Source organism: Arthrobacter sp. TWP1-1, assembly GCF_049897845.1.
GTDB lineage: Bacteria > Actinomycetota > Actinomycetes > Actinomycetales > Micrococcaceae > Specibacter.
This window is the reverse complement of record NZ_JAFCXC010000007.1, coordinates 124,441-143,976: the sequence shown is the minus strand read 5'-3', so window position 1 is coordinate 143,976 and position 19,536 is coordinate 124,441. Positions and strand designations below refer to the sequence as shown.

14 protein-coding genes are annotated in these 19,536 nt (G+C 59.6%); 6 read left to right on the top strand and 8 right to left on the bottom strand.

The annotated features are described in order from the left end of the window. Positions 1 to 3,121: 3,121 nt before the first annotated feature. Both ACP7B9_RS13340 and ACP7B9_RS13335 read left to right on the top strand, forming a co-directional pair. The gene (locus ACP7B9_RS13340) at positions 3,122 to 3,676 is read left to right on the top strand and encodes an IS3 family transposase (protein ID WP_425864114.1); all 555 of its coding nucleotides are present in this window, start codon (positions 3,122 to 3,124) and stop codon (positions 3,674 to 3,676) included. Between the two features lie 292 nt (positions 3,677 to 3,968). Next, entirely contained in the window at positions 3,969 to 4,184 is a 216-nt protein-coding gene (locus tag ACP7B9_RS13335) for an IS3 family transposase (protein WP_425864112.1), read from the top strand. A gap of 1,938 nt (positions 4,185 to 6,122) precedes the next feature. Here ACP7B9_RS13335 and trxA read toward each other — a convergent pair. From trxA to ACP7B9_RS13310, 5 genes are all read right to left on the bottom strand, one after another. Next, on the bottom strand, positions 6,123 to 6,449 hold the full coding sequence (gene trxA, locus ACP7B9_RS13330) for a thioredoxin (RefSeq protein WP_425864110.1): 327 nt from the start codon (positions 6,447 to 6,449) through the stop codon (positions 6,123 to 6,125). A gap of 16 nt (positions 6,450 to 6,465) precedes the next feature. After that, complete coding sequence (gene trxB, locus ACP7B9_RS13325) at positions 6,466 to 7,422, bottom strand: thioredoxin-disulfide reductase (protein ID WP_425864109.1); 957 nt, start codon at positions 7,420 to 7,422, stop codon at positions 6,466 to 6,468. Positions 7,423 to 7,546: 124 nt separating this feature from the next. Continuing rightward, a complete protein-coding gene (locus ACP7B9_RS13320) occupies positions 7,547 to 8,986 on the bottom strand; it encodes a hypothetical protein (protein ID WP_425864107.1) in 1,440 nt (479 codons plus the stop codon). Positions 8,987 to 9,120: 134 nt separating this feature from the next. Then, entirely contained in the window at positions 9,121 to 11,040 is a 1,920-nt protein-coding gene (gene murJ / locus ACP7B9_RS13315) for a murein biosynthesis integral membrane protein MurJ (RefSeq protein ID WP_425864105.1), read from the bottom strand. A 106-nt stretch (positions 11,041 to 11,146) separates the two neighbouring features. Next, on the bottom strand, positions 11,147 to 11,686 hold the full coding sequence (locus tag ACP7B9_RS13310; RefSeq protein WP_425864104.1) for an NUDIX hydrolase: 540 nt from the start codon (positions 11,684 to 11,686) through the stop codon (positions 11,147 to 11,149). Positions 11,687 to 11,814: 128 nt separating this feature from the next. On the opposite strand from ACP7B9_RS13310, the gene ACP7B9_RS13305 reads away from it, so the two are divergent. From ACP7B9_RS13305 to ACP7B9_RS13290, 4 genes are all read left to right on the top strand, one after another. Then, complete coding sequence (locus ACP7B9_RS13305) at positions 11,815 to 13,317, top strand: CCA tRNA nucleotidyltransferase (protein WP_425864102.1); 1,503 nt, start codon at positions 11,815 to 11,817, stop codon at positions 13,315 to 13,317. Between the two features lie 63 nt (positions 13,318 to 13,380). Next, complete coding sequence (locus tag ACP7B9_RS13300; RefSeq protein ID WP_425864101.1) at positions 13,381 to 14,010, top strand: histidine phosphatase family protein; 630 nt, start codon at positions 13,381 to 13,383, stop codon at positions 14,008 to 14,010. Positions 14,011 to 14,166: 156 nt separating this feature from the next. Then, positions 14,167 to 15,591: a glycosyltransferase family 87 protein gene (locus tag ACP7B9_RS13295; protein ID WP_425864099.1), complete on the top strand. Its 1,425-nt coding sequence runs from the start codon at positions 14,167 to 14,169 to the stop codon at positions 15,589 to 15,591. A gap of 1 nt (position 15,592) precedes the next feature. Next, on the top strand, positions 15,593 to 17,041 hold the full coding sequence (locus tag ACP7B9_RS13290; RefSeq protein ID WP_425864097.1) for a phytoene desaturase family protein: 1,449 nt from the start codon (positions 15,593 to 15,595) through the stop codon (positions 17,039 to 17,041). Positions 17,042 to 17,127: 86 nt separating this feature from the next. Here the strand turns inward: ACP7B9_RS13290 and ACP7B9_RS13285 are convergent, their stop codons facing one another. The 3 genes from ACP7B9_RS13285 to ACP7B9_RS13275 form a co-directional block, all read right to left on the bottom strand. Further along, a complete protein-coding gene (locus ACP7B9_RS13285; RefSeq protein ID WP_425864096.1) occupies positions 17,128 to 17,517 on the bottom strand; it encodes an META domain-containing protein in 390 nt (129 codons plus the stop codon). Between the two features lie 91 nt (positions 17,518 to 17,608). Then, complete coding sequence (locus tag ACP7B9_RS13280) at positions 17,609 to 18,313, bottom strand: ABC transporter ATP-binding protein (protein ID WP_425864094.1); 705 nt, start codon at positions 18,311 to 18,313, stop codon at positions 17,609 to 17,611. A gap of 26 nt (positions 18,314 to 18,339) precedes the next feature. Next, positions 18,340 to 19,485, bottom strand: a complete 1,146-nt coding sequence (locus ACP7B9_RS13275; RefSeq protein WP_425864092.1) for an ABC transporter permease — start codon at positions 19,483 to 19,485, stop codon at positions 18,340 to 18,342. Positions 19,486 to 19,536 lie beyond the last annotated feature (51 nt).

Here is a 19,536-nt window from a genome sequence, read left to right as displayed (position 1 = left end):
TAAGCGATTCCATGGCCCAAATGGACTCTTGGTCCCGCCAAGGGGGATTGAGTGCCCCATGGCGGCCATAGGGGCCTGCAGGGCGCCTGTGGACTGGCGCCAGACTGCAATGTGTCTACTTCGTGTGCTGGGCACGGTGAGAGCGATTCCGTCATTGAGGTAATGATTCGAGAAGAGCCGGCAAGGAGCATGGCCGTCCACGGTAGTCATTCCACCTGCGAACCAGCATCCATTTGGCATAATCGCCAGCAGTACAAACAGTGCCAACAGTTGCCTCTCACGAAGACGATAGATATTGGAAGGGTGGGCGACCATCTGGCATGCGTCAGTGACGGCATTCTTGAGGATGGCCCGGCAGTTGAGCATGCTCTTGGTTGTCGTCAGCAACGCGCACCCGGACTGCGGTCATGAAACTCGCCAATACCCACTCCGTCTTACCCTTAGAAATTGGCCAGCAAAGGTGCAGGAAACCACAATAAGACAGCGTCAAAGGGGAGTTGGTCTCAAGTGGTTCCGATACCGGCTGTGGAGGAGGGTAGTCCGGTCAAGTCATCATGAGGCATCGACGTCGGTGAACAGCCGGTGCGAGCTGACGTACCCCTACCTAGTACTGAGTCGAGAGTCGACGACAACAAAGACCTTCATGTCTACTTCATAGGTGAATCATCACCGTCAGGGCCTGCACGAAATTGGAGCATCTAATGTACGGATGTTTCTTAGAGGGACTTGGCCCTGGTATCTGGTGTACCAACTGTTTTGCGGCTAGACGCCAAGTAGGGGAATGCCGCTACTAAGCCGAATTACTCATGAGGGCAGCGCTTCAACCGGCCTCCCGATGTATCGGGTACTTGTTCATTCACCTCAGTGACGCGCGATCCCGAGCGCGCTGGCAGATCAATTTTTTCGTATAGATGCAGCCGACTATCCGCCGCAGGTTTGCGACCACGAAATATTGTCGTTGGGAGCCATCGCTGGCGGTGTTGCGGCCAGCGCCTCCCTTTGGGGGATCAACTGGGTTCCACAGGTTGCATCTAGTCGTGGGCCGTTCTGCGTTTCTTCCTCACGTCGTAGAGGCCGGCCTCTATCCAAATCCTGCTGTGGATCGTCGCGTCCCCTGATCGTGTCGGCATGAACGCTGGAGGCCAATTGCTGGTGCTGGCGCATTCGCTGGTCCTGGCATGTGGCCCACACTCGTGGAAGGTGCCCATTTGTGGGCCCTCAACGAGTCGATGAACGTTTCCGTCCGACGCGGCATTCTCTGGTGTCCACAGATAGGACCCGCAAACCACTAGTGCCAGACACCGGGGCGGCAACATCCGGATCACAGGAAGCTTGGGGTAGTGCACGGGTGGCTTCTGTATCAATGACCTCAAATCTGAAACACTCGAAATCCGAGAACGTACTGACGTCGAATCGCTGCATGATTCATCGCAACACCGAAAGTCCGGAGGGTATCACTGCTATTAGTACGCCCCCTGGAGAGTTCGGGATGTGGTCGCCACTGTCAGATAGCCGGGTTCGTGGATAGTCAGTGGCGCGGCCAGATGTCGTTTCACGTGAAACAAACTCGCTGAGTTCCGGCCTTTCTAAGCTGCTTCGCTGTTCCTGTGTAGGTGGCGTGTTGCCGTAGTCGAAGAGGGACGGGTCTAGCGCGTCCTGATCTGCCGTCCTCGCGAATATTCCGGTGAGTGACATCCAGACGGCGCAGATTAGCCTCAGTAGGAGTCCATCAGCGCAGGTGAACAGCCGCGGGGTTCGGACTTCAATTGCCCTGTGGTTACCACCCGTACGGCTTCGAGCGTCCTTGTAAAGGTCGAACTGTGGTGATGCTTGCACGGGGGATCCTAGGTTGTTGAAGAACGTTGGCCCGCTGCTTTCTAAAATGCGGATGTGGTCGATCCCGGAAGTTGGATCCTGATCCATTCATCTGAGGAACTGTCAGTGTTCGTCCCGGATACGCGCCATGATCGACATCGCTTGAGCGATCCTGTGCAGACTGAATATCTATTCCCGTGGGGCCAGCAATATTGCGAGTAGGGACCATCCCGGGAAAATGGAAATATTCTGCAGGGGCCCGCCAGTGGCATTGTTGGCAGGCGCTTGGCCATTGGCGGGTGACCCTTCCCATGCCGTGAGCCGGCGGGGCCAGAGATGGACCATTTGCCCAGGGCAATCCGATGGGCACTGCAAGGCTCTGGACGAACATGGGCGGTTCAATCCTTCTGGTGTGGAGCAGTCACTGCCTACCCGAACCCACCACCGGAAAGATCCTGCGCCCGCGGCCCGGCGGCGTCCATGGCGACGCGGAGCATGGATCGGATCTTCCACCACACCAAGTGGATCGATGCTGGGGGCATGCAACATGCGGGAGAAGATCAGCACCGTTAGATTTGGTGGGATTCTTTGGGGAAGGTGGCTCCCATCCGGGCAGCTGCTGGCCCTAAGCTGCAGTATCGCAGGCACCCAAGCACGATAGTGGGTGGCCCCAAAGCGCCGAATACTCACAGACATCGCGAGGCGGCAAATAGTGCGTTGCTCACCGCGCTCAGCGCCTTCGTTCCTGGCAGGTTCACCTACGAGTCCCGGAAGCAAGGAAGGGGGCTCCAAGAGGACAGGTGTTGTGTGGGATAGGGGTGTACAAAGAACCTCGAGTGATTCTGGGCAGTCGGCAGTGAGTGGGCAGTTGGCAAGTGGCCCGGTGGTCTCGTCGGAATGAGCTTGGGTGTCCTCCAGTTGAATGCCAGTCCGGGAGATCGCGTTAAACGGGATTCTTGAGGGCAGAGTCGTTGTAGTTTGGGTCGTCTAAGATGGGACGCTGCTAGCTCGTGAGTATGGTCGGCCTCTGCAGTGTCGAACCTTCTGATCATCAAGTCAGCTGATTAGAGGAGCCACTCGCGAATGAACTGCTCCCCGGAAGTTGGACTGAAATATTCAGTTCCGATTTCCGGGGAGCAGTCTTATGCATGCATGTAGTTCTTTGTCCGAGGTTCAGCGCGAGGCCGCTGTAGCGTGTTTTGAGAAAGGTGTCGGGTACTCGGCGACGGCCAAGGGCGTGGGTGTGTCTCGTGTGCCGGTCAGGGCACTGTATCGGAGGTGGAGGATCCATGGGCAAGGAGTATTGGTGAGGAGACCGGCAAAATCGTATTCTTTCGAATTCAAGCTCGCCTTGGTCGAACGGTTCCTCGAGGGTGAGATAGGCCTTGATCTGGCTGTGGAGGCCGGTTTGTCCACGCCTGAGTTGCTGCGAAAGTGGGTCCGGGCCTATCGCCAGGAAGGCGCGGACGCGTTACGGCCGAAACCCAAAGGCAGACCACGCAGGCCCGATGCGCCGACGCAGGCTCGAGCCCTCATCGCTCGCAAGGCTGACTTTCCGCTCCCGGTGCTGCTGCAGGTCGCCGGGCTGCCGCGCTCGACGTTCTTCTATCACCAAGCACGCCTCCAAGCTCCGGATCCCCGAGATGCACTAAAGGTCGCGGTTACGGAGATCTTCAAGAGGAACCATGGCCGCTACGGGCACCGGCTCCTCCACACCGAGTTAGTCCGGCAGGGATGGACGCTCGCGAAGAAGACCGTACTGAAGCTGATGCGCCTCTTGGCGCTGGTCTGCAAGGTCAGGCGGAAGAAATGCTACAACTCCTTCAGGGGCGAAAAGGCGCCGTTGCCACCGACGTTCTGAACCGGAAATTCGGCGCCGATGCTCCGAATAAGAAGTGGGTCACTAATGTCACGGAGTTCCACGTCGGTGAGCGGAAGATCTACCTCTCACCGGTCATGGACCTCTTCGACCGACAGATCATCGCGTACACCATCGGATCTTCCCTGAACCTGGAACTGACCAACACCTCACTCCAGCAACACCTCACCTCCCTGAGCCTAGCCAGCAGCCGCTCGTGCACTCGGACCAGGGATTCAAGTATCAACACATTTCCTGACGGCGCCTCCTGCGGGGCGCCGGCGCGATCCAATCAATGTCACGCGAAGACAACTGCTACGACAACGCCGTGATGGAAAACTTCTTGGGACACCTCAAGGAAGAACTCTTCCACCGGGTCCAATTCCTCAGCACAGACGCCCTGACCACGGCCCTGCACGAGTACATCCACTGGTACAACACCGAACGGATCTGCACAAAACTCGAGGGCCTGAGCCCAGTGCAATACCGGGCCCAGATCCTCATGGCCTAGCATCCTATTTAGCCAGTCCAACATCCGGGGACCAGTTCACTACATGCGCGAGCGTTGCGTTTGCGGATCGGGCGGACATCGCTGCTGGTCTATTGGACGGCGGGACGGATCGGCAGTTTGGGCCTGATCTGGGACGTGAACACACGATCATTTAGCGAGGGCGTAATAGGAACTCAACGAGGACTCGTGGGTACCGGTCCGTGAGTGTCGGCTTAGCCGCAGAGTGAAAAGCAGCCGCCCGCAGGCGCGAAAACCAGCAGCTGATTCGGTGTTTGTCGCACGGCTGAAGGCGGATCTGGCCACGCCTAGGACTCCTCGTCAGATAGTCAGATCGTCGGGCGTTTGCGTAGGGAGGCTGTGGACGTCAGCGCAGGGACCATGAAGAAATCAGCAGGTGCAGATCGGCTAAGCCGTTGGGTGGGCGAACGGGGCGGCGGATCATCGGTATCGTCAGCCTCATCGACCGGCCCGAGGAGGCTGCTGATCGTCGTGTACGAGGTGCGTGGGAAGGGGAGCTGATGGTCGGTATGGATGCAAGGGTTACTGTCGCCACTCTCGTTGATTGGCCTAGCCGCCTCCTCATCGTGATGGGTCTGCCGAGGGTCCTAAGGCCGATGGGCTCACCGATGTCTTCATTGACCGTGGACACTCGCCGTCCGGTGTAGTTCGTCCAACCCCAATTAACCTGAGAGCGACCCAGCAACGGAAAGGCGGACGGACCGATCCGTGGGTGCCTGCCCATTGGCGTTGAACTTACCAGCCACAGCCCTACCTAGATGCCATCGCCGATGAGGTCAGCGACCGCTTCGGATCTGTCCTGAGATTCCCCGTACCACGAGAAGTGTTCACCGAACTACTCAACAACAATGTTGCTAAGACGGCCTTGCGCCGCTGCCAGCGCCTGTATCAACGTCAGTCTTAGCGGCTGTGCAGAAGCGGCACAGCCCCGATCCGAAGATGCTGTCTTAGGTCGTGGATTGAATTGGATAGGAAAGAGGGCGGCTGTGATGTCTCCCTTGACTGGAGTCAGGTTACGGGTCTGGCGGGCCCCAGTGTCCGGTGCAGCGTGTCCCGTGAGCGTACCTTGATCCCTGACACCCTCTTACGGCAGTGGAGGGTGCTTAGCGGCTCCGCCAAGACATGCCATCGTGAGATTAGCCAACCTGTTGATTCGGGTTCCGAAGGCGACGAGTGCACAAGGTGATCGTTTCAAGATAGGCAGATCGGAGTGGTTGGCGAAGCCATTCGTGGACACGTGGCAGGGTGGAGCTTCGAGCCTTGTTTATTCGCCACAAACGTCCATTGGCCACCAACTCGAAAACATCGACTGTCCGGGCGACGACGATGGCTGAGTGTGAACGGTTGGATTCCGAGGCGACGTTCACTGCGCGGCCACCGTCAAGGTCACCACGGCGCCTGGCACATCGGGTGACCTACCAACTTGTCTGGTGATTCAGCATTGGCATATTCGGCGGAAAGCTCATCGCGGCGAGGCTGGTGCTGAGGGGTGCAATATGTGGGAGTGCCAGCCCAGCTATGTTGTCACCGACGCTCACCGTGATGGATGAACAAGTTCGGTCAATCGGGAACTTCAATGAATCGGCCACGGGGACATTTGGGCATTTGGTTCTCGAAAGATTTCAAATCTCTGAAAACAACTGATCACATACTCCATTCAACTCACACTCCTAGGAGACAAACGGAGTCAAGATGAATGGCGACCCATTTCGTAAAGATTCACGTGAAACCACCCAAGTCCATCCGTGCAGGACTTTTTGGCCCGAAAGGCGTCACGATTGCGGAAAAACAATACAACTTTCTAACACTTAGGATCAATCTGGGAGAAGCCGAAAGACGGCTTAAATAGCTGTGGACCGGACAATATCCGGTCCACAGCTATTTACAACTTGGGGCAGCCACTTGGGTCTGCTGCGGCGCCTACTTCAGGACGTCTGCAAATTCCTTCTCAAAGTACTGCTTGGGACGTGCGCCAATGACGGTGCTGGTGACCTCGCCGCCCTGGAACAGGTATACGGCGGGAATCGAGGTGATTCCATACTTGGCGGCGATTCCGGGGTTAGCGTCAACATCCACCTTCACAACCTCGACCTTGTCCGAGTAGTCCACGGAGATCTCATCAAGGATGGGACCAAGCTTGCGGCACGGGCCGCACCATTCGGCCCAGAAGTCCACGATGACAGGCTTCTCAGATTTAAGGACTGCTTCGTCAAACGTTGCGTCTGTTGCGCTCTTTGCGTTGCTCATGGCGAACTACTTTCTCTTAGGAATCCTGCTGGGCTAGGAAGTGCTCCACATCAAGTGCGGCTGCACATCCCGAGCCGGCGGCCGTGATGGCCTGACGGTACGTGGGGTCAATGACATCTCCGGCGGCAAAAACACCGGGAAGGCTGGTCTTGGAAGTACGGCCCTCCACGGCGATGGTTCCGGCATCGGTGAGCTCGAGGACTCCCTTTACCAGATCGACCCTGGGGTCATTTCCAATAGCAACGAATACGCCAGTCACGGCCAGTTCGCTCTTCTCGCCGGTAACCAAGTTGTTCAGCTGAAGGCCGGTGACCTTGGCATCGCCGTCAACGGCCACAACCTCAGAGTTCCAGACGAACTTGATCTTGGGGTGGTTCAGGGCTCGCTCGGCCATGATCTTGGACGCCCGCAGGGTATCGCGGCGGTGAACCACGGTAACCGATTCTGCAAACTTGGTCAGGAAGATTGCCTCTTCCATAGCGGAATCTCCGCCACCGATCACGGCAATGTTATGGCCCTTGAAGAAGAAGCCGTCGCACGTTGCGCAGGAGCTAACTCCGTGCCCAACAAGGCGCTTCTCGCCCTCCACACCTAGTTCGCGATACGCGGAGCCGGTGGAAATGATGACCGTGCGGGCCTTGAATTCCTGGCCATCGGCCAGGGTTACGGTCTTAACCGCACCTTCAAGCTCAACGGAGGTGACGTCGTCGTACATGATCTCGGTGCCGAACTTTTCAGCCTGCTGACCCAAGTTTTCCATGAGATCGGGACCCATGATTCCGTCGGGGAAGCCGGGGAAGTTCTCCACCTCGGTGGTGTTCATGAGCTCGCCACCGGCGGTAACGGAGCCAGCGATCATGAGAGGCTTGAGATCCGCGCGAGCCGTGTAGATGGCGGCTGTGTATCCTGCGGGACCAGAGCCTATGATGATGACGTCACGGACATCGCTTGCGGGGGTGACTTGCGTGCTCACGGGTGGGTGTTCCTCTTCCTTCTTGATGGAACCGCACCAGGGCGGCCCATTGGGACCTTCGTTATCCACAACCAGCCCGAGGGCGCGGTTATTCCACCACGACGGCGCGTGGCACGATTGTGGGCTACTTAACGCTGATTTCGGTGATCTTCAGACCGTAGGGGTAAGTGTTGAACGGTTGAAGTTTGGGCAGTTCAGTGAAGCTGATGATGACGTACTTGGCCTTGACGCCCGGTGCGGCTGTCAGCGTGAAATCAGGGGAGCTAAATGAGCCGCCGCCGATCTTTGTTGCGCCAGCAACTTCGGGCTTGCTGTTGGTGAGGATGTTGAACTGTCCGCCGGTACCGGCAAGTTGGTTGATCGTCACTGAGCTGATGGTTGATTCTTCAGCCAGCTCCACCACCAGGTTGATACCATCGGTCAGATTGGCGAAATCGGCGTTGGAGAATTCCACCGTGGGCCAGTACGTGGCCTTATTGCCATCAAAAGCATCCGCCAGACGCGGGTAGTAGGCCTCGCTGTAGTTCTGGACTCCCGCAGCGTAAGCCGTGATGTCCGTGATGTTGCTGGTTACGGGAGCTACCGGAGCAGGTTCGGCCGGGGCTTCAGAAGTCTTTTCCTGCGTGGGATCTGCCGTGGTGGCTGCAGTGGTTGTGTCCCCGGCCTGATTACTTGAACCGTCAAACAAAGTCCCGATGTGCTGGAACGCAAAGACCAGGGCACCGATCAATAGAACAGCCACAATGGCGCCGGTCAGTAGGCGCCCGCCCGTACGGGGCGCGTTCTCCTCGTCATCTTCGTCGTCGAGTAATTCCGGTTCCGCATAGTGGTTGCCAGCACCGCGTAATTCTGCCGGGAACGTGCCGGGGCGACGGGAATCAGTGTAGTTGTCGTCGTGATCTTCGTTGATGAAGCCGTAGTCGTCCTCGTCCCAAAGGGTCACCTTCGCCTCGGCCGGAGCCACTGGAGCGGCAGCGGCCGGAGCAGCGGCTGCAAGAGGAGGAACGACGGCGGCCGCGGGGATGGGCGTGGACCTCACGGCCGCCGTGCGCGGCGGTCGTGATGCTTTCGGCTGGGCGGGCGCTGGCTGCACCCTTTCCTTGCTTACATTGGGCACCGCGGCTGAGGGAGGCACTGGTGAGTTGTCATCATAAACATAAGCACCACCTGCAGGTGCTGTGTCGCGGGCCTTCCCGAAGATCTCGGTGCTTAGCGTGTCAGTGAAGAACGGCTCTTGGTAGACGTCCTCGGGCGGCTCTGTGGGAACAACCAAATCTAAGAGGTCCGCAGGCGTAGTCCTGGCGGCGATGAGGTAGGTGCTGTTGTCCTGAACGCCGAGGTCCAGGATGGAGACGTTGGATGCACGGGTGCCAATGGCCACCTCGCGCGAGCTCTGCGTCAGGTTCGCGGAATTCTCAACGGCCGAGACAAGTATACTGACTGGTCGGTTTAGGACTTGGTCCAAACCGTCAAGGATAACGTCGTCCTCGGCGGAGGCCAAGATACGTCCGGTTACCTTGTAGCGGCCGCCAAGGATGGAGCCCACATCAATAGGTTGTGGCACCAAATCCTCCTCTTAAAGCATGGGGCTGGTGCGAGTTATGCACGCGAAGCCATATTTTGACTGATTCTATAGGAAAACACGGCAATTTCCATGGTTGCGGTCTTGACAGGCCGCTATCAATTTCGGAAATCTGCTCATCTGGCGGGAAGGCGGTTACGTACCTTTGACAGCAAGGGATTGAGCAAGGCATCCACTTCAGCTACGCGCAACTGCTTCAGGATCACAATGTAGACGATCGCCATGACGGTACCGGCAACGGCGAGGACGAGGGCAGCAGCAGGGATGGAGGACCACATGAACCCGCCATTCGAGGAACTGCCAAAGAGACGCAGGGTCAGTTCGCCAACAACGCCTGCGACCAGGGCTGCCACCAGGAACCGCATGTGGGCGCGCATGATGAGCCCGCCGCCGTAGTTCCCGAGCTTGGCGCGAAGGAAGAAGTGGCTGACGATGGGCCCCAGAACATTTGTCAGGGTGTAGCTAGCCGCAAGCCCGTAGATGATGAACTCTTCGGGCAGAAGAGCCGCCGAGAGAGCCGAAGCCATACCGATGCACACCATAATGCACTGAATGATGAACGGTGCCCTAGCGTTTTCCTGAGCATAGAACGCCCTATTGAGGATGAAGTTGATGCTGTAGAACGGTGCGCCGATGGCCAGGATGGACAGTGTGATGGCTATCTGACGGCCCACATTTTCATGATCACCACTGAAGAGCATGCCGAACGGCCCAGAAAGCACCAGAAGGGCGATGGCCGCGAATACGGTAGCCATACCGGTGGTCCGCAGTGCTGCGCTCAGTGAGCTTCGCAATGCCGATAGGTCCTTATTTGCGGCCGCGTGGGCCATGGCCGTGAACATCACCGTGGCGATGGACAGGGCGATGATGGAGTGCGGCATGATGTACAGCTCGGTGGCCCGGTTGAGGGCCCAGATTCCGGGGATGCTGGAACCGGCCGTTGGGGCATCGTCTCCGCCGGCCGGGATGGTTGCAACACGCATAATGATGATGAAGCTCAAGTTGCCAATGATCATGGTGCCCATGGTCCACACGGCAACCTTGGCCGTGGCGCCTAGGCCGGTACCGCGCCAGCCGAACTTGGGGCGCAGATTAAGGCCCAAGCGGTGAACGGGAATAAGCAGCACGGCCGACTGCACAACGATGCCCAGAGTTGCTGTTCCGGCCAGCATCCACGTCTGGCCAATGGTCCAGTTGTCTACTGTGTGGGGAGTGCTTGCGGAACTTCCGGCCACAAAAATAAACACCAACAGGCCGGCAATGGCCACCACATTGTTAACCACCGGCGCCCAGGCATACGCCTTAAAGGAATTGTGAGCGTTGAGAACCTGGCCCAGCAGGGAGAACAGGCCGTAAAAGAAGATCTGAGGCAGGAGGAACAAGCCAAAGATGATGGCCAATTCCAGCTTCTTGCCTGTGAATGAGGTGGATAACCCCATGATGGGTGCCGCGAGTAGCAAGACCACCGCGGTCAGCGCCAACAAGCCCAAAACACCCAAGGTCAAGAGCCTAGAGATGAAATCAGAACCCTTGTCAGGATGCTTGCTGGCCTTGGCGATCTGAGGGATCAACACCGCGTTGAACACGCCGCCAGCAATCATCAAAAAGATCAGGTTGGGCAGGTTATTGGAGCCCTCAAAAATATTCGCAATGGCCGTGTCGGCGATCGCAATACCGAGCACGATGCCCTTGATGAAACCAAGGATGCGCGAAGCCAACGTTCCGATGGCCATTGATGCACCCGAGCGGGCCGCGCTTGAGGGGCCTTTGCCGGTTTGAGCGCTGGCTTCTTGGGCCAAGTCGCCTTGCGCACGCTCGTGCGGCTCATGATCCGAACCACCTGACGACGGCGCTCGGCCAGCATTGATGTGGGTCACGGCAGGCTGCAACTGGGTGTTCGGCACGGCCTGCATGGCTGCCTGCGGAGAAGCCTGCACGGCCGTCAGCATGGACGTATCCAAACTAACTGGTGCGGAAGCTGACCGTGGCGCTGCATTGGGTTTCGGCGGGACGTTGACCCGTTCATGGTTAGACATTGTTTCCATCATCTCACTGGAGGCTCAAAGAGTGCTGGCAGCGGCTGATTTCCGGGTGTGGGGAAGGACACCGCTGACTGCCGGGCACTGCAAAACGGGTCGGAGCCTAGAAGTGTTCGGGCAACAATTCGCGGGCCAGGTCGGTGATGCGACGCTCGTTAGGGAAGGACAACTTCTTGGCCAACTCAGTCAGGGGTACCCACGCAACATCAACCGCCTCGTGGTCCGGATCGTTCTCGATGGTCAGATATCCGCCGGTGGCACGCAGCAGGAAGTGGTGGACGGTCTTGTGGACGCGGTGCCCACTGACAGTGAACCAATAGTCGATGCTGCCAAGTGTGGCCAACACGACTCCGGCGATGCCGGTTTCCTCTTCAATCTCACGCACAGCGGCCTCTGCGTGGTTCTCCGCGCCTTCAGGGTGTCCCTTTGGCAGGCACCACTCAAGCCGACCACCGCGGTTGATGCGGGCAATAATCGCAACCCGGGGCACGCCGTCGTGCATCTCAATCACCACGCCGCCTGCGGAAACTTCTTCAACGGTTGGCAGCTGGCTCGGGGCACTCGCTGCCGCGGGCACAACCTGAGAACCCATTGCCGCTGGCAACGGGTTCCTCTTGGGCGCGCGCGGCACGGGGTGAACCATGCAGTCCACTCTAGCTATCTTTGGCCATGGATGATGACAGGGTGGAAAGGCGGTTTTCGCGGCGTCCCTGCAACGGCGTACGAGGGAGCAAACGTGCACGTGCAAAAGTCTGGCATCCTTAAGGAACCATGGATTTAGTGCCCGATACCTCAAAATTTGACCCGGTGGTTCTCGAGCTCGGCCGGCTTTTCGCCGACGCCGGCTACGAACTCTCCCTTGTGGGAGGACCCGTCCGCGACCTCTTTCTAGGGCGTACGTCCCCGGATTTGGACTTCACCACCAACGCGACGCCCGAGGAAATTCTCCAGGTGGCCAAGAAATGGGCGGATTCACACTGGGAGATGGGCCGTGAATTCGGCACCATCGGCTTCCGCAAGCGCAACGCCAGCAAAGAGGTGTTGCTTATTGAGATCACCACTTACCGGGCCGAAGCCTACGACTCTGAGTCCCGAAAGCCCGTCGTGGCGTTCGGCCGGTCCCTGGTTGACGATCTGCAGCGACGTGACTTCAGCGTAAATTCCATGGCACTGCGCCTGCCTGGGATGGAGCTCATCGATCCATTTGGTGGCGCAAAGGACTTGGCTGCCGGTCTGTTGCGCACGCCCGGGGCTGCCGAGGATTCCTTCTCGGATGACCCGTTGCGCATGATGCGGGCCGCTCGGTTTGCCTCTCAGCTGGGCTTTTCGCTCCACCCGGAGGTTCTGGCGGCCATGAAGGGTATGGCCGAGCGGATCAGTATTATCTCCGCCGAACGCGTCCGTGACGAGCTGGTCAAATTGATCTGTGGGGCCCACCCCCGCGCCGGCATCGACATCCTGGTTGAGACGGGCCTTGCCGAACTGGTGCTCCCTGAAGTTCCGGCGCTGAAGCTGGAAAGCGATGAGCACCACCGCCATAAGGACGTTTACCAGCACTCTTTGCAGGTGCTGGAGCAGGCTGCGGCACAGGAAACCGGTCCGGACGGCCCAGTTCCCGGCCCTGACTTTGTGTTGCGTTTCGCGGCCCTGATGCACGACGTCGGCAAGCCCAAGACCCGCCGTTTTGAAGCCGGCGGCGGGGTCAGCTTCCGCCACCATGACTTGGCCGGAGCCAAGCTCACGGCCAAGCGCATGAAAACGTTGCGCTTCGACAATGACTCGATCAAGGCCGTATCCCGCCTCGTGGAGTTGCACATGCGCTTCTACGGCTACGGGGAGGCTGGCTGGACTGACTCGGCCGTCCGTCGATACGTTACTGATGCCGGTCCCGTGCTGGAGCGGTTGCACCGATTGACCCGATCGGACGTCACTACGCGTAACCAGAAGAAGGCCGACAGGCTTTCCTTTGCCTACGATGATCTTGAACAGCGCATAGCTGTTCTGGCCGAGCAGGAAGAGCTCGATTCCATTCGTCCCGATCTGGACGGCGGGGCCATCATGGCCCTGTTGGACATCAAGCCGGGACGAGTCGTGGGACGGGCCTATAACTTCCTACTTGAACTGCGCATGGAAAAGGGTCCATTGGGCCCCGAAGAGTCGGAAAGTGAACTACGCAGGTGGTGGGCGGAGCAACCCGAATCGCAGACTGAGGCTTCCTCGGGTGAAACGGTCATTGCGACTGCGCCTACAACTGACCGCGCTGAGAACGTCTAAGACTGAATACGCCTAAATACGAGTAGCAGTCATCGAAACATGCACCGATTGGAATATACGACCATGAGTGACAACGGAACCGCACCCGTACCCGCAGCATCCGCACCCGTTCCAGGTGGACCGAAGCTCTGGCTGCTGCGCCATGGTGAAACAGAATGGTCGCGCAGCGGGCAGTACACAGGGCTGACAGACCTGCCGTTGACCGAAGATGGGGAAACCCAGGCGCGCTCCGCACAGGCGGCCCTATCCGGCGTCGACTTTGACCTTGTGCTCACCTCGCCGCTGCAGCGTGCGCGGCGCACGGCAACCCTCGCCGGCTTCCCTGAGGCCCAGGTGGAGCCCAATGCCGTGGAATGGGACTACGGCGATTACGAAGGTATCAACAGTGCCGTGGTTCGTGCCGAGAACCCTGGCTACCTGATCTGGGACAGCGGAGTGCCGAACGGTGAAGCCCTCGAGCATGTCGGTGATCGTGCTGATGAGATCGTCAAGCGAGTCCGCGCTGTCAAACGTGAAGACGGAGCTCCCGCGAACGTTCTGGTGGTGGCCCACGGACACTTCCTGCGCATCCTCGCGGCCCGCTGGCTGGGCCTGCCGGCCGGAGAAGGGCGCCACTTCATTCTGGGCACCGCCAAGGTGTGCACCCTTGGCTGGGACAAGAAGACGCCGGCCATCGAGCAGTGGGGCCTCTAGGTGGCTCGTAGCGCGCGCTCTTAACGCGGCGGTGCCGCGGCCGGGTTGCCTGTCCGAACCGGTAGGCTCGTGGTCATGCAGGATTCACACGCTTCGGGGAGTTCATCCCGGCATTCGATTGTTGTGCCTTCACGCAGCGATTCAATGCTGTGCACCATGACAGAGCCCGTGGGTGGACCACTGGGAAAGCGCACTGCGCCGGGAAAAATCAACCCAGGTTTTTTCACCGTGGAACGGGTCCTTGTCCTCATGACAGCGGCTTCGGCAATCATTGCCGTCATGACAAAGTCCCATTGCCGTACGGCAGGTTGGACGACGCCGGATCAACAGTCAACCGTGTGCTGGTCCGAGTTTCCCAACTCCTTCGTGGATGACCGTCTAGCTTCCCTCTTCCCGTTCTTAAGTACGGGTTCACCCTTCGATCATCCAGTACTAGCGGGGTGGATTGCCGGAATCACCGCGTGGCTGACCCGACCCTCCGGCGATGGAGCCCTGCGCCAGCTGGCCTTCTTTGACGTGAACGCAATCTTGATTGCGGTGCTGTGGATTGCCACCGTCATCATCGTGGCACGCACGGCGGGGCGCCGACCGTGGGACGCGGCCATCGTCGCGGCCAGTCCGGTTCTAGTGCTGGCCGCGTACGTGAGCTGGGATTTCTGGGCGGTGGCCCTGGTGAGCCTCGCACTGTACCTTTTTGCCCGGCGTCGTCCGCTGTGGGCGGGAGCGACCCTAGGTGTTGCCGCCTTGGCAGCCCCGTACCCGATTCTTATTCTGCTTGTCCTGTTGCTTCTGGGTATTCGGGCCGGACGGGTCACCAAGATGCTTGAAATGATCGCGGCCGCCACCATCTCCTTGTTGCTGGTACTGGCACCCATCATGGCCAAGAATCCTCCGGCAATTCCAGACTATTTGAAGGGTTTGATGGCGGCAGAGCCGTCCGAATCATCTATATACGGCGGGTGGAACATCATCGCCGCGCAAATGGGCCTGCCCGTGATGGACATTGGCATGACTAACGCGCTGGCCTCAATTTGGCTCGCAGCACTTGTCTTGGGCGTTTCCTATCTTGCGCTCTACACACCAGCTCGTCCCCGGGTTGCCCAGCTGGTTTTCATTGCGGTGGCTGGTTTCGTTGTGGTCAACAAGACCACGGAACCGTGGCACGCGGTCTGGTTGGTGCCCCTGCTTGCTCTGGCGATGCCGCGATGGCGTCCGATTCTCCTGTGGCAGGCCGCAATCATTGCGCACTTCATCGCGCTCCTGTTGTTCCGCAGTAAGACGTTGGGCAACATCGGCAACCAGCACGCCATTGATTCCCCGTACTTCGTTATGGCGGCGCTACTGGCTGGGGCCGCCACGTGCGTGCTGATCGGGCTGACGATTCGGGATATATACGTCCCTGGGCATGATGTGGTGCGTCGTGGGCGCGTGGCCGACCCGCAGGGTGGTGTGCTCCGCGATGCACCTGCGGATCCCACGGTAGCGCTGCTGGACGAGAACAATGAAAAGGTTCAGCTTTCCCCCGTTGTTACCCCCGTTGAGCTTGTCGATCCGGACCCCGCGGTCCGGGCAGGCTCCTAAGATGGTTGACGTTGCGGTGGTGGGCTCCGGCCCCAATGGGTTGGCTGCGGCCGTAACCATGGCTCGGGCCGGACTCTCGGTGCAAGTGTTTGAAGCTGCCGACTCCGTGGGCGGCGGAACGCGCACCAAGGAATTGACCCTGCCAGGATTCCGGCATGATGTATGCGCTGCCGTACATCCAATGGCGCTGGCTTCACCATTCTTCAGGGCGTTTGAACTGAGCCGCAGAATTGACTTGCTGGTCCCGGAGATTTCCTATGGCCACCCGCTCGACGGCGGCCGGGCTGGAATTGCCTACCGCAGCCTTGATCGCACAGTCGAAGCACTTGGGCCAGATGGCCGCGCCTGGCGAACATTGATGGCCCCGCTGCTGCGGAGGTTGGACGGCGTCATTGATTTCACTCAGGGAAGCCTGCTGCGCGTACCCAAGGATCCGCTGGCCGCGATCCAATATGGAATGCGCACCCTGCTTCAAGGTACGCCGGCGTGGAACCTTGGCTTCAAGGAGGCCGTGGCTCCGGCCATGCTAACGGGCGTCTCCGCACACGCCATTGGCCGCCTTCCGGCGCTTTCCACGGCGGGCGCGGGGATGCTCCTGGGCGTTCTCGCCCACGCAGGAGGTTGGCCGGTTGCGCGGGGCGGTTCGCAGGCAATTGCGCAAGCCATGGCGGATGACCTGCTGGCCCATGGTGGCCGGATTGAGGTGGCGCACCGCGTGGACAGCTTCGCCGACATCAAATCTGCAACGGGCGCCAAAGCTGTCGTCTTTAACACCACGCCACGCGCTCTTGTCGCGATGGCGGGCAAGGAGATGCCATCGCAGTATGTACGCAAGTTGGAATCGTTCAAGTACGGGGCAGGTGTCTGCAAGGTTGATTTCGCGCTCTCCGGACCCGTTCCGTGGACCGCGTTGGAACTACGCAAGGCACCAACGCTTCACCTCGGGGGGACTCGCGAAGCCATTGCCCTTGCTGAAAATGAAGTGTTGGCGGGGCGCCATCCGGAGAATCCGTATGTACTTGCCGTCCAGGCGGGTGTTGTGGATGACAGCCGGGCACCCGCGGGTCAGCACACTTTTTGGGCCTACACGCATGTACCTGCCGGGTCTACGCGCGACTGCACGGAAGACATCATCCGTTCTGTGGAAAAATATGCCCCCGGCTTCAGGGACCTGATCCTTGCCACCAGCACGCAAACCGCGCAGGACGTGGGCCACTACAACGCAAACTACATTGGCGGGGACATCAGCTCCGGGGCAGTCACCATGAAGCAGCTGTTGAAACGGCCCGTCATCGCCGCTGATCCGTGGCGGACGCCAGTTCCCGGGCTCTATCTTGGCTCGGCGTCGACAACACCAGGACCATCGGTCCATGGCATGGGCGGGTGGCTGGCGGCAAAATCAGCACTAAAAAACACCTTCGGACTGCCCGCTCCCGAGCTGGGTCTTTAGCGGCACGACGTGCCCCGTAGCTTTAAGCCACAACTGACCGGCACAAATGTACCGGTCAGTTGTAAAGAAGCTGGGGACTTTTGCCGTCAGTTGCGGCGGTCCAGCGTGCCCAAAGTGGCGCCGTTGGCGTCCTTGATGGTCATGACATCGCCGTCGATGCTGGCACCCGCGGCCTTGGCGAGCCACGTGTCGATATCTTCGCAGGCCATCTGCGTACCGCTGAGTTGCTGGAAGGTGAGCTCATCCTCAACCAGGAACCACTGACCCGTAAGACGGTTACATCCATCGCTGCCAGTGATGAACCCGGCCTGGTCAAAGCTCGGGTCCTTTTCTGCTGCCAATGACATCTCGAAGTACGGCGCCTTGTCGGTGTTGTAGCCTTCACCCCAAGTTCCAACGGGGCCGGTTGCGGCACCGCAGGAGGAGATGGTCAAGGCGAGAAGCAAGCTGCCGGCAAGGGCTGCGAGGCGTTTCATAATGGGTGTAGCTCCGATCGTGCTGGGGTAAACGTCCGTTTCCCTTATGCTATTGCATCCCCGGAGAATCCCAGCCCTCCGTTTCAGTTTCTTAGTGCACCCCAACGCCCGGCAGAGCAGGCACGGGAGCCGTAAGGACGCCGTCGCGCATGCTGGCCACGGCGTCGGTGAGTGGGACGAACTCGGTGTCGTGCGTGACCATGATGGTTGCCACGTTGAATTCATCGCAGACATCCCGCAGCAGCCGGACGATCGATTCGCTGCGATCATGGTCAAGGGCCGCCGTGGGCTCATCAACCAGCAAGACCTTGGGTTGTGCCATGAGAGCGCGGGCAATGTTGACCCGTTGGCGCTGGCCGCCGGAAAGCTGATGGGGCCGTTTTTGGGCGGAGCCACCCAATCCCACGAGTTCCAGGAGTTCCGCGGCCCGTACCCTTGCCGTGCGCAACGAGGTCCCGCGCAGGTGGTCTGTGATGACGAGTTGCTCGGCTGCCGTCAGCGACGCCAGTAGGTTCGGTTGCTGAAAGATAATACCGACCTTGTCACGGCGCAGGGTGGCGAGTTCCTTCTCGGTCAAGGCGGTGGAGTCGACGCCGTCGATCATCACCAGCCCCGAGGTGGGCTTGATCAGGGTGGCCGCCACGGCCAACAGGCTGGACTTTCCGGATCCTGATGGCCCCACAAGTGAGACAAATTGGCCGGGATGGACCGAGAGGTTGACGGCATCAAGGGCCGTCATGGTTCCTTCGCCATCGGGGTAGTTCAGTGTCACGTTGATGAGATTCAAGGCAGTCATGGGATTTTCCTTACTTGGAAGAAGAGTTAGTTGCCACCGAGGGCGATCATGGCGTCGACACGGGTGACCTTGCGGACCGCCATGGCCGCTCCGGCCAAGCCGAGCGCCACGATGCCGGCGACGGGGAGGAGTGTTGTTGCGGGGGTGAGTAGGAAGGGGGCGGCCTGTCCGGCGAGGACTCCGCCGGCCACGCCCACCAGCCCGCCAAGTCCGGCGCCGGCAACCAGTACGAGAGTTGCCTGAGTCAGGGCGTCGCGCAGGAGATAACTGCCGGAGGCGCCCAGGGCCTTCAGGACGGCGATATCGCGGGTGCGCTGCACGGTCCAGACGGTCAGGAACGCGACGATCACGAGGGCCGAGATCCCGTACAGGAACGCCTGCATCATCAGCAGCGAGCCGTTCTCACTCTTGTAGCCGCCCAGGCCCTGGAAGGATCCGCCGCGAGTTGCGCTGACCGTTCCCGCTGCGGCGTTGGTGGCATCGGCGGCAGCGTCGCCGATTACGCCCGGCTCGTACGTCACGGCCAGGACGGTGGCCAGCTGTGCCGGATCGCTGAGATGGGCGATCTTTGTCCACGCGGGAAGCGTGGTCCAGACAACTGAGCTATGCGAATACCACTGGTCCGGCACGATCCCGGCGATGCTGAACTCGGTTCCGGCGATGGTCACGGCATCCCCTGCGGCGAGGGTGAGTTCCTTGGCGATGCTTTCGCCGATCACCACAGTTGTGTCGCTGATGGACGACGGCGCGATCCCGGCGCCGGTGCCTGGCTCACCAGAAGTTGAGCTGCTGGGCGCGGCCTCGCCGACACCAAACACGGCCACGTTGGCGATGCCCTTGCTATCCCCGGCCCCCTGAAAACGACTTTGGCTGATGCCGAGCGGCACGGCGGACTGAACGCCCTCGGTGCCCGCCCAGGAATCGAGCTGTTCCCGAGTTACCTGACTTTCCGTGAAGGACACCTTGGCATCATTGTCCGCGGGCGCCCCGAACACCACCTGACTGACCTTTTCGGCCGTGCCCAGCTGCTCTATGGCAGAGGTGGATTGGTTACCCAGGCCCGCGGTCAAACCGGAGAGCAGCACCAACAGTAGGGCGATCAAGGCCACGACGGCACCCATAAGGACGAACCGTCCTTTGGCAAAGCGGATGTCTCGGATCGCGAGGAACATGGACAGCTTCTTTCGTGGGCCGGAGGATTTCCGGGGAATTTTCTTGGTACT

What these genes read in the sequence shown, in the direction of transcription:
- ACP7B9_RS13275 (WP_425864092.1), bottom strand. Translation starts at nt 19,485, where the DNA reads ATGTTCCTCGCGATCCGAGACATCCGCTTTGCCAAAGGACGGTTCGTC.
- ACP7B9_RS13305 (WP_425864102.1), top strand. Translation starts at nt 11,815, where the DNA reads ATGGATTTAGTGCCCGATACCTCAAAATTTGACCCGGTGGTTCTCGAG.
- murJ (WP_425864105.1), bottom strand. Translation starts at nt 11,040, where the DNA reads ATGTCTAACCATGAACGGGTCAACGTCCCGCCGAAACCCAATGCAGCG.
- ACP7B9_RS13290 (WP_425864097.1), top strand. Translation starts at nt 15,593, where the DNA reads ATGGTTGACGTTGCGGTGGTGGGCTCCGGCCCCAATGGGTTGGCTGCG.
- ACP7B9_RS13300 (WP_425864101.1), top strand. Translation starts at nt 13,381, where the DNA reads ATGAGTGACAACGGAACCGCACCCGTACCCGCAGCATCCGCACCCGTT.
- ACP7B9_RS13285 (WP_425864096.1), bottom strand. Translation starts at nt 17,517, where the DNA reads ATGAAACGCCTCGCAGCCCTTGCCGGCAGCTTGCTTCTCGCCTTGACC.
- trxA (WP_425864110.1), bottom strand. Translation starts at nt 6,449, where the DNA reads ATGAGCAACGCAAAGAGCGCAACAGACGCAACGTTTGACGAAGCAGTC.
- ACP7B9_RS13280 (WP_425864094.1), bottom strand. Translation starts at nt 18,313, where the DNA reads ATGACTGCCTTGAATCTCATCAACGTGACACTGAACTACCCCGATGGC.
- ACP7B9_RS13295 (WP_425864099.1), top strand. Translation starts at nt 14,167, where the DNA reads ATGACAGAGCCCGTGGGTGGACCACTGGGAAAGCGCACTGCGCCGGGA.
- ACP7B9_RS13335 (WP_425864112.1), top strand. Translation starts at nt 3,969, where the DNA reads ATGTCACGCGAAGACAACTGCTACGACAACGCCGTGATGGAAAACTTC.
- ACP7B9_RS13310 (WP_425864104.1), bottom strand. Translation starts at nt 11,686, where the DNA reads ATGGTTCACCCCGTGCCGCGCGCGCCCAAGAGGAACCCGTTGCCAGCG.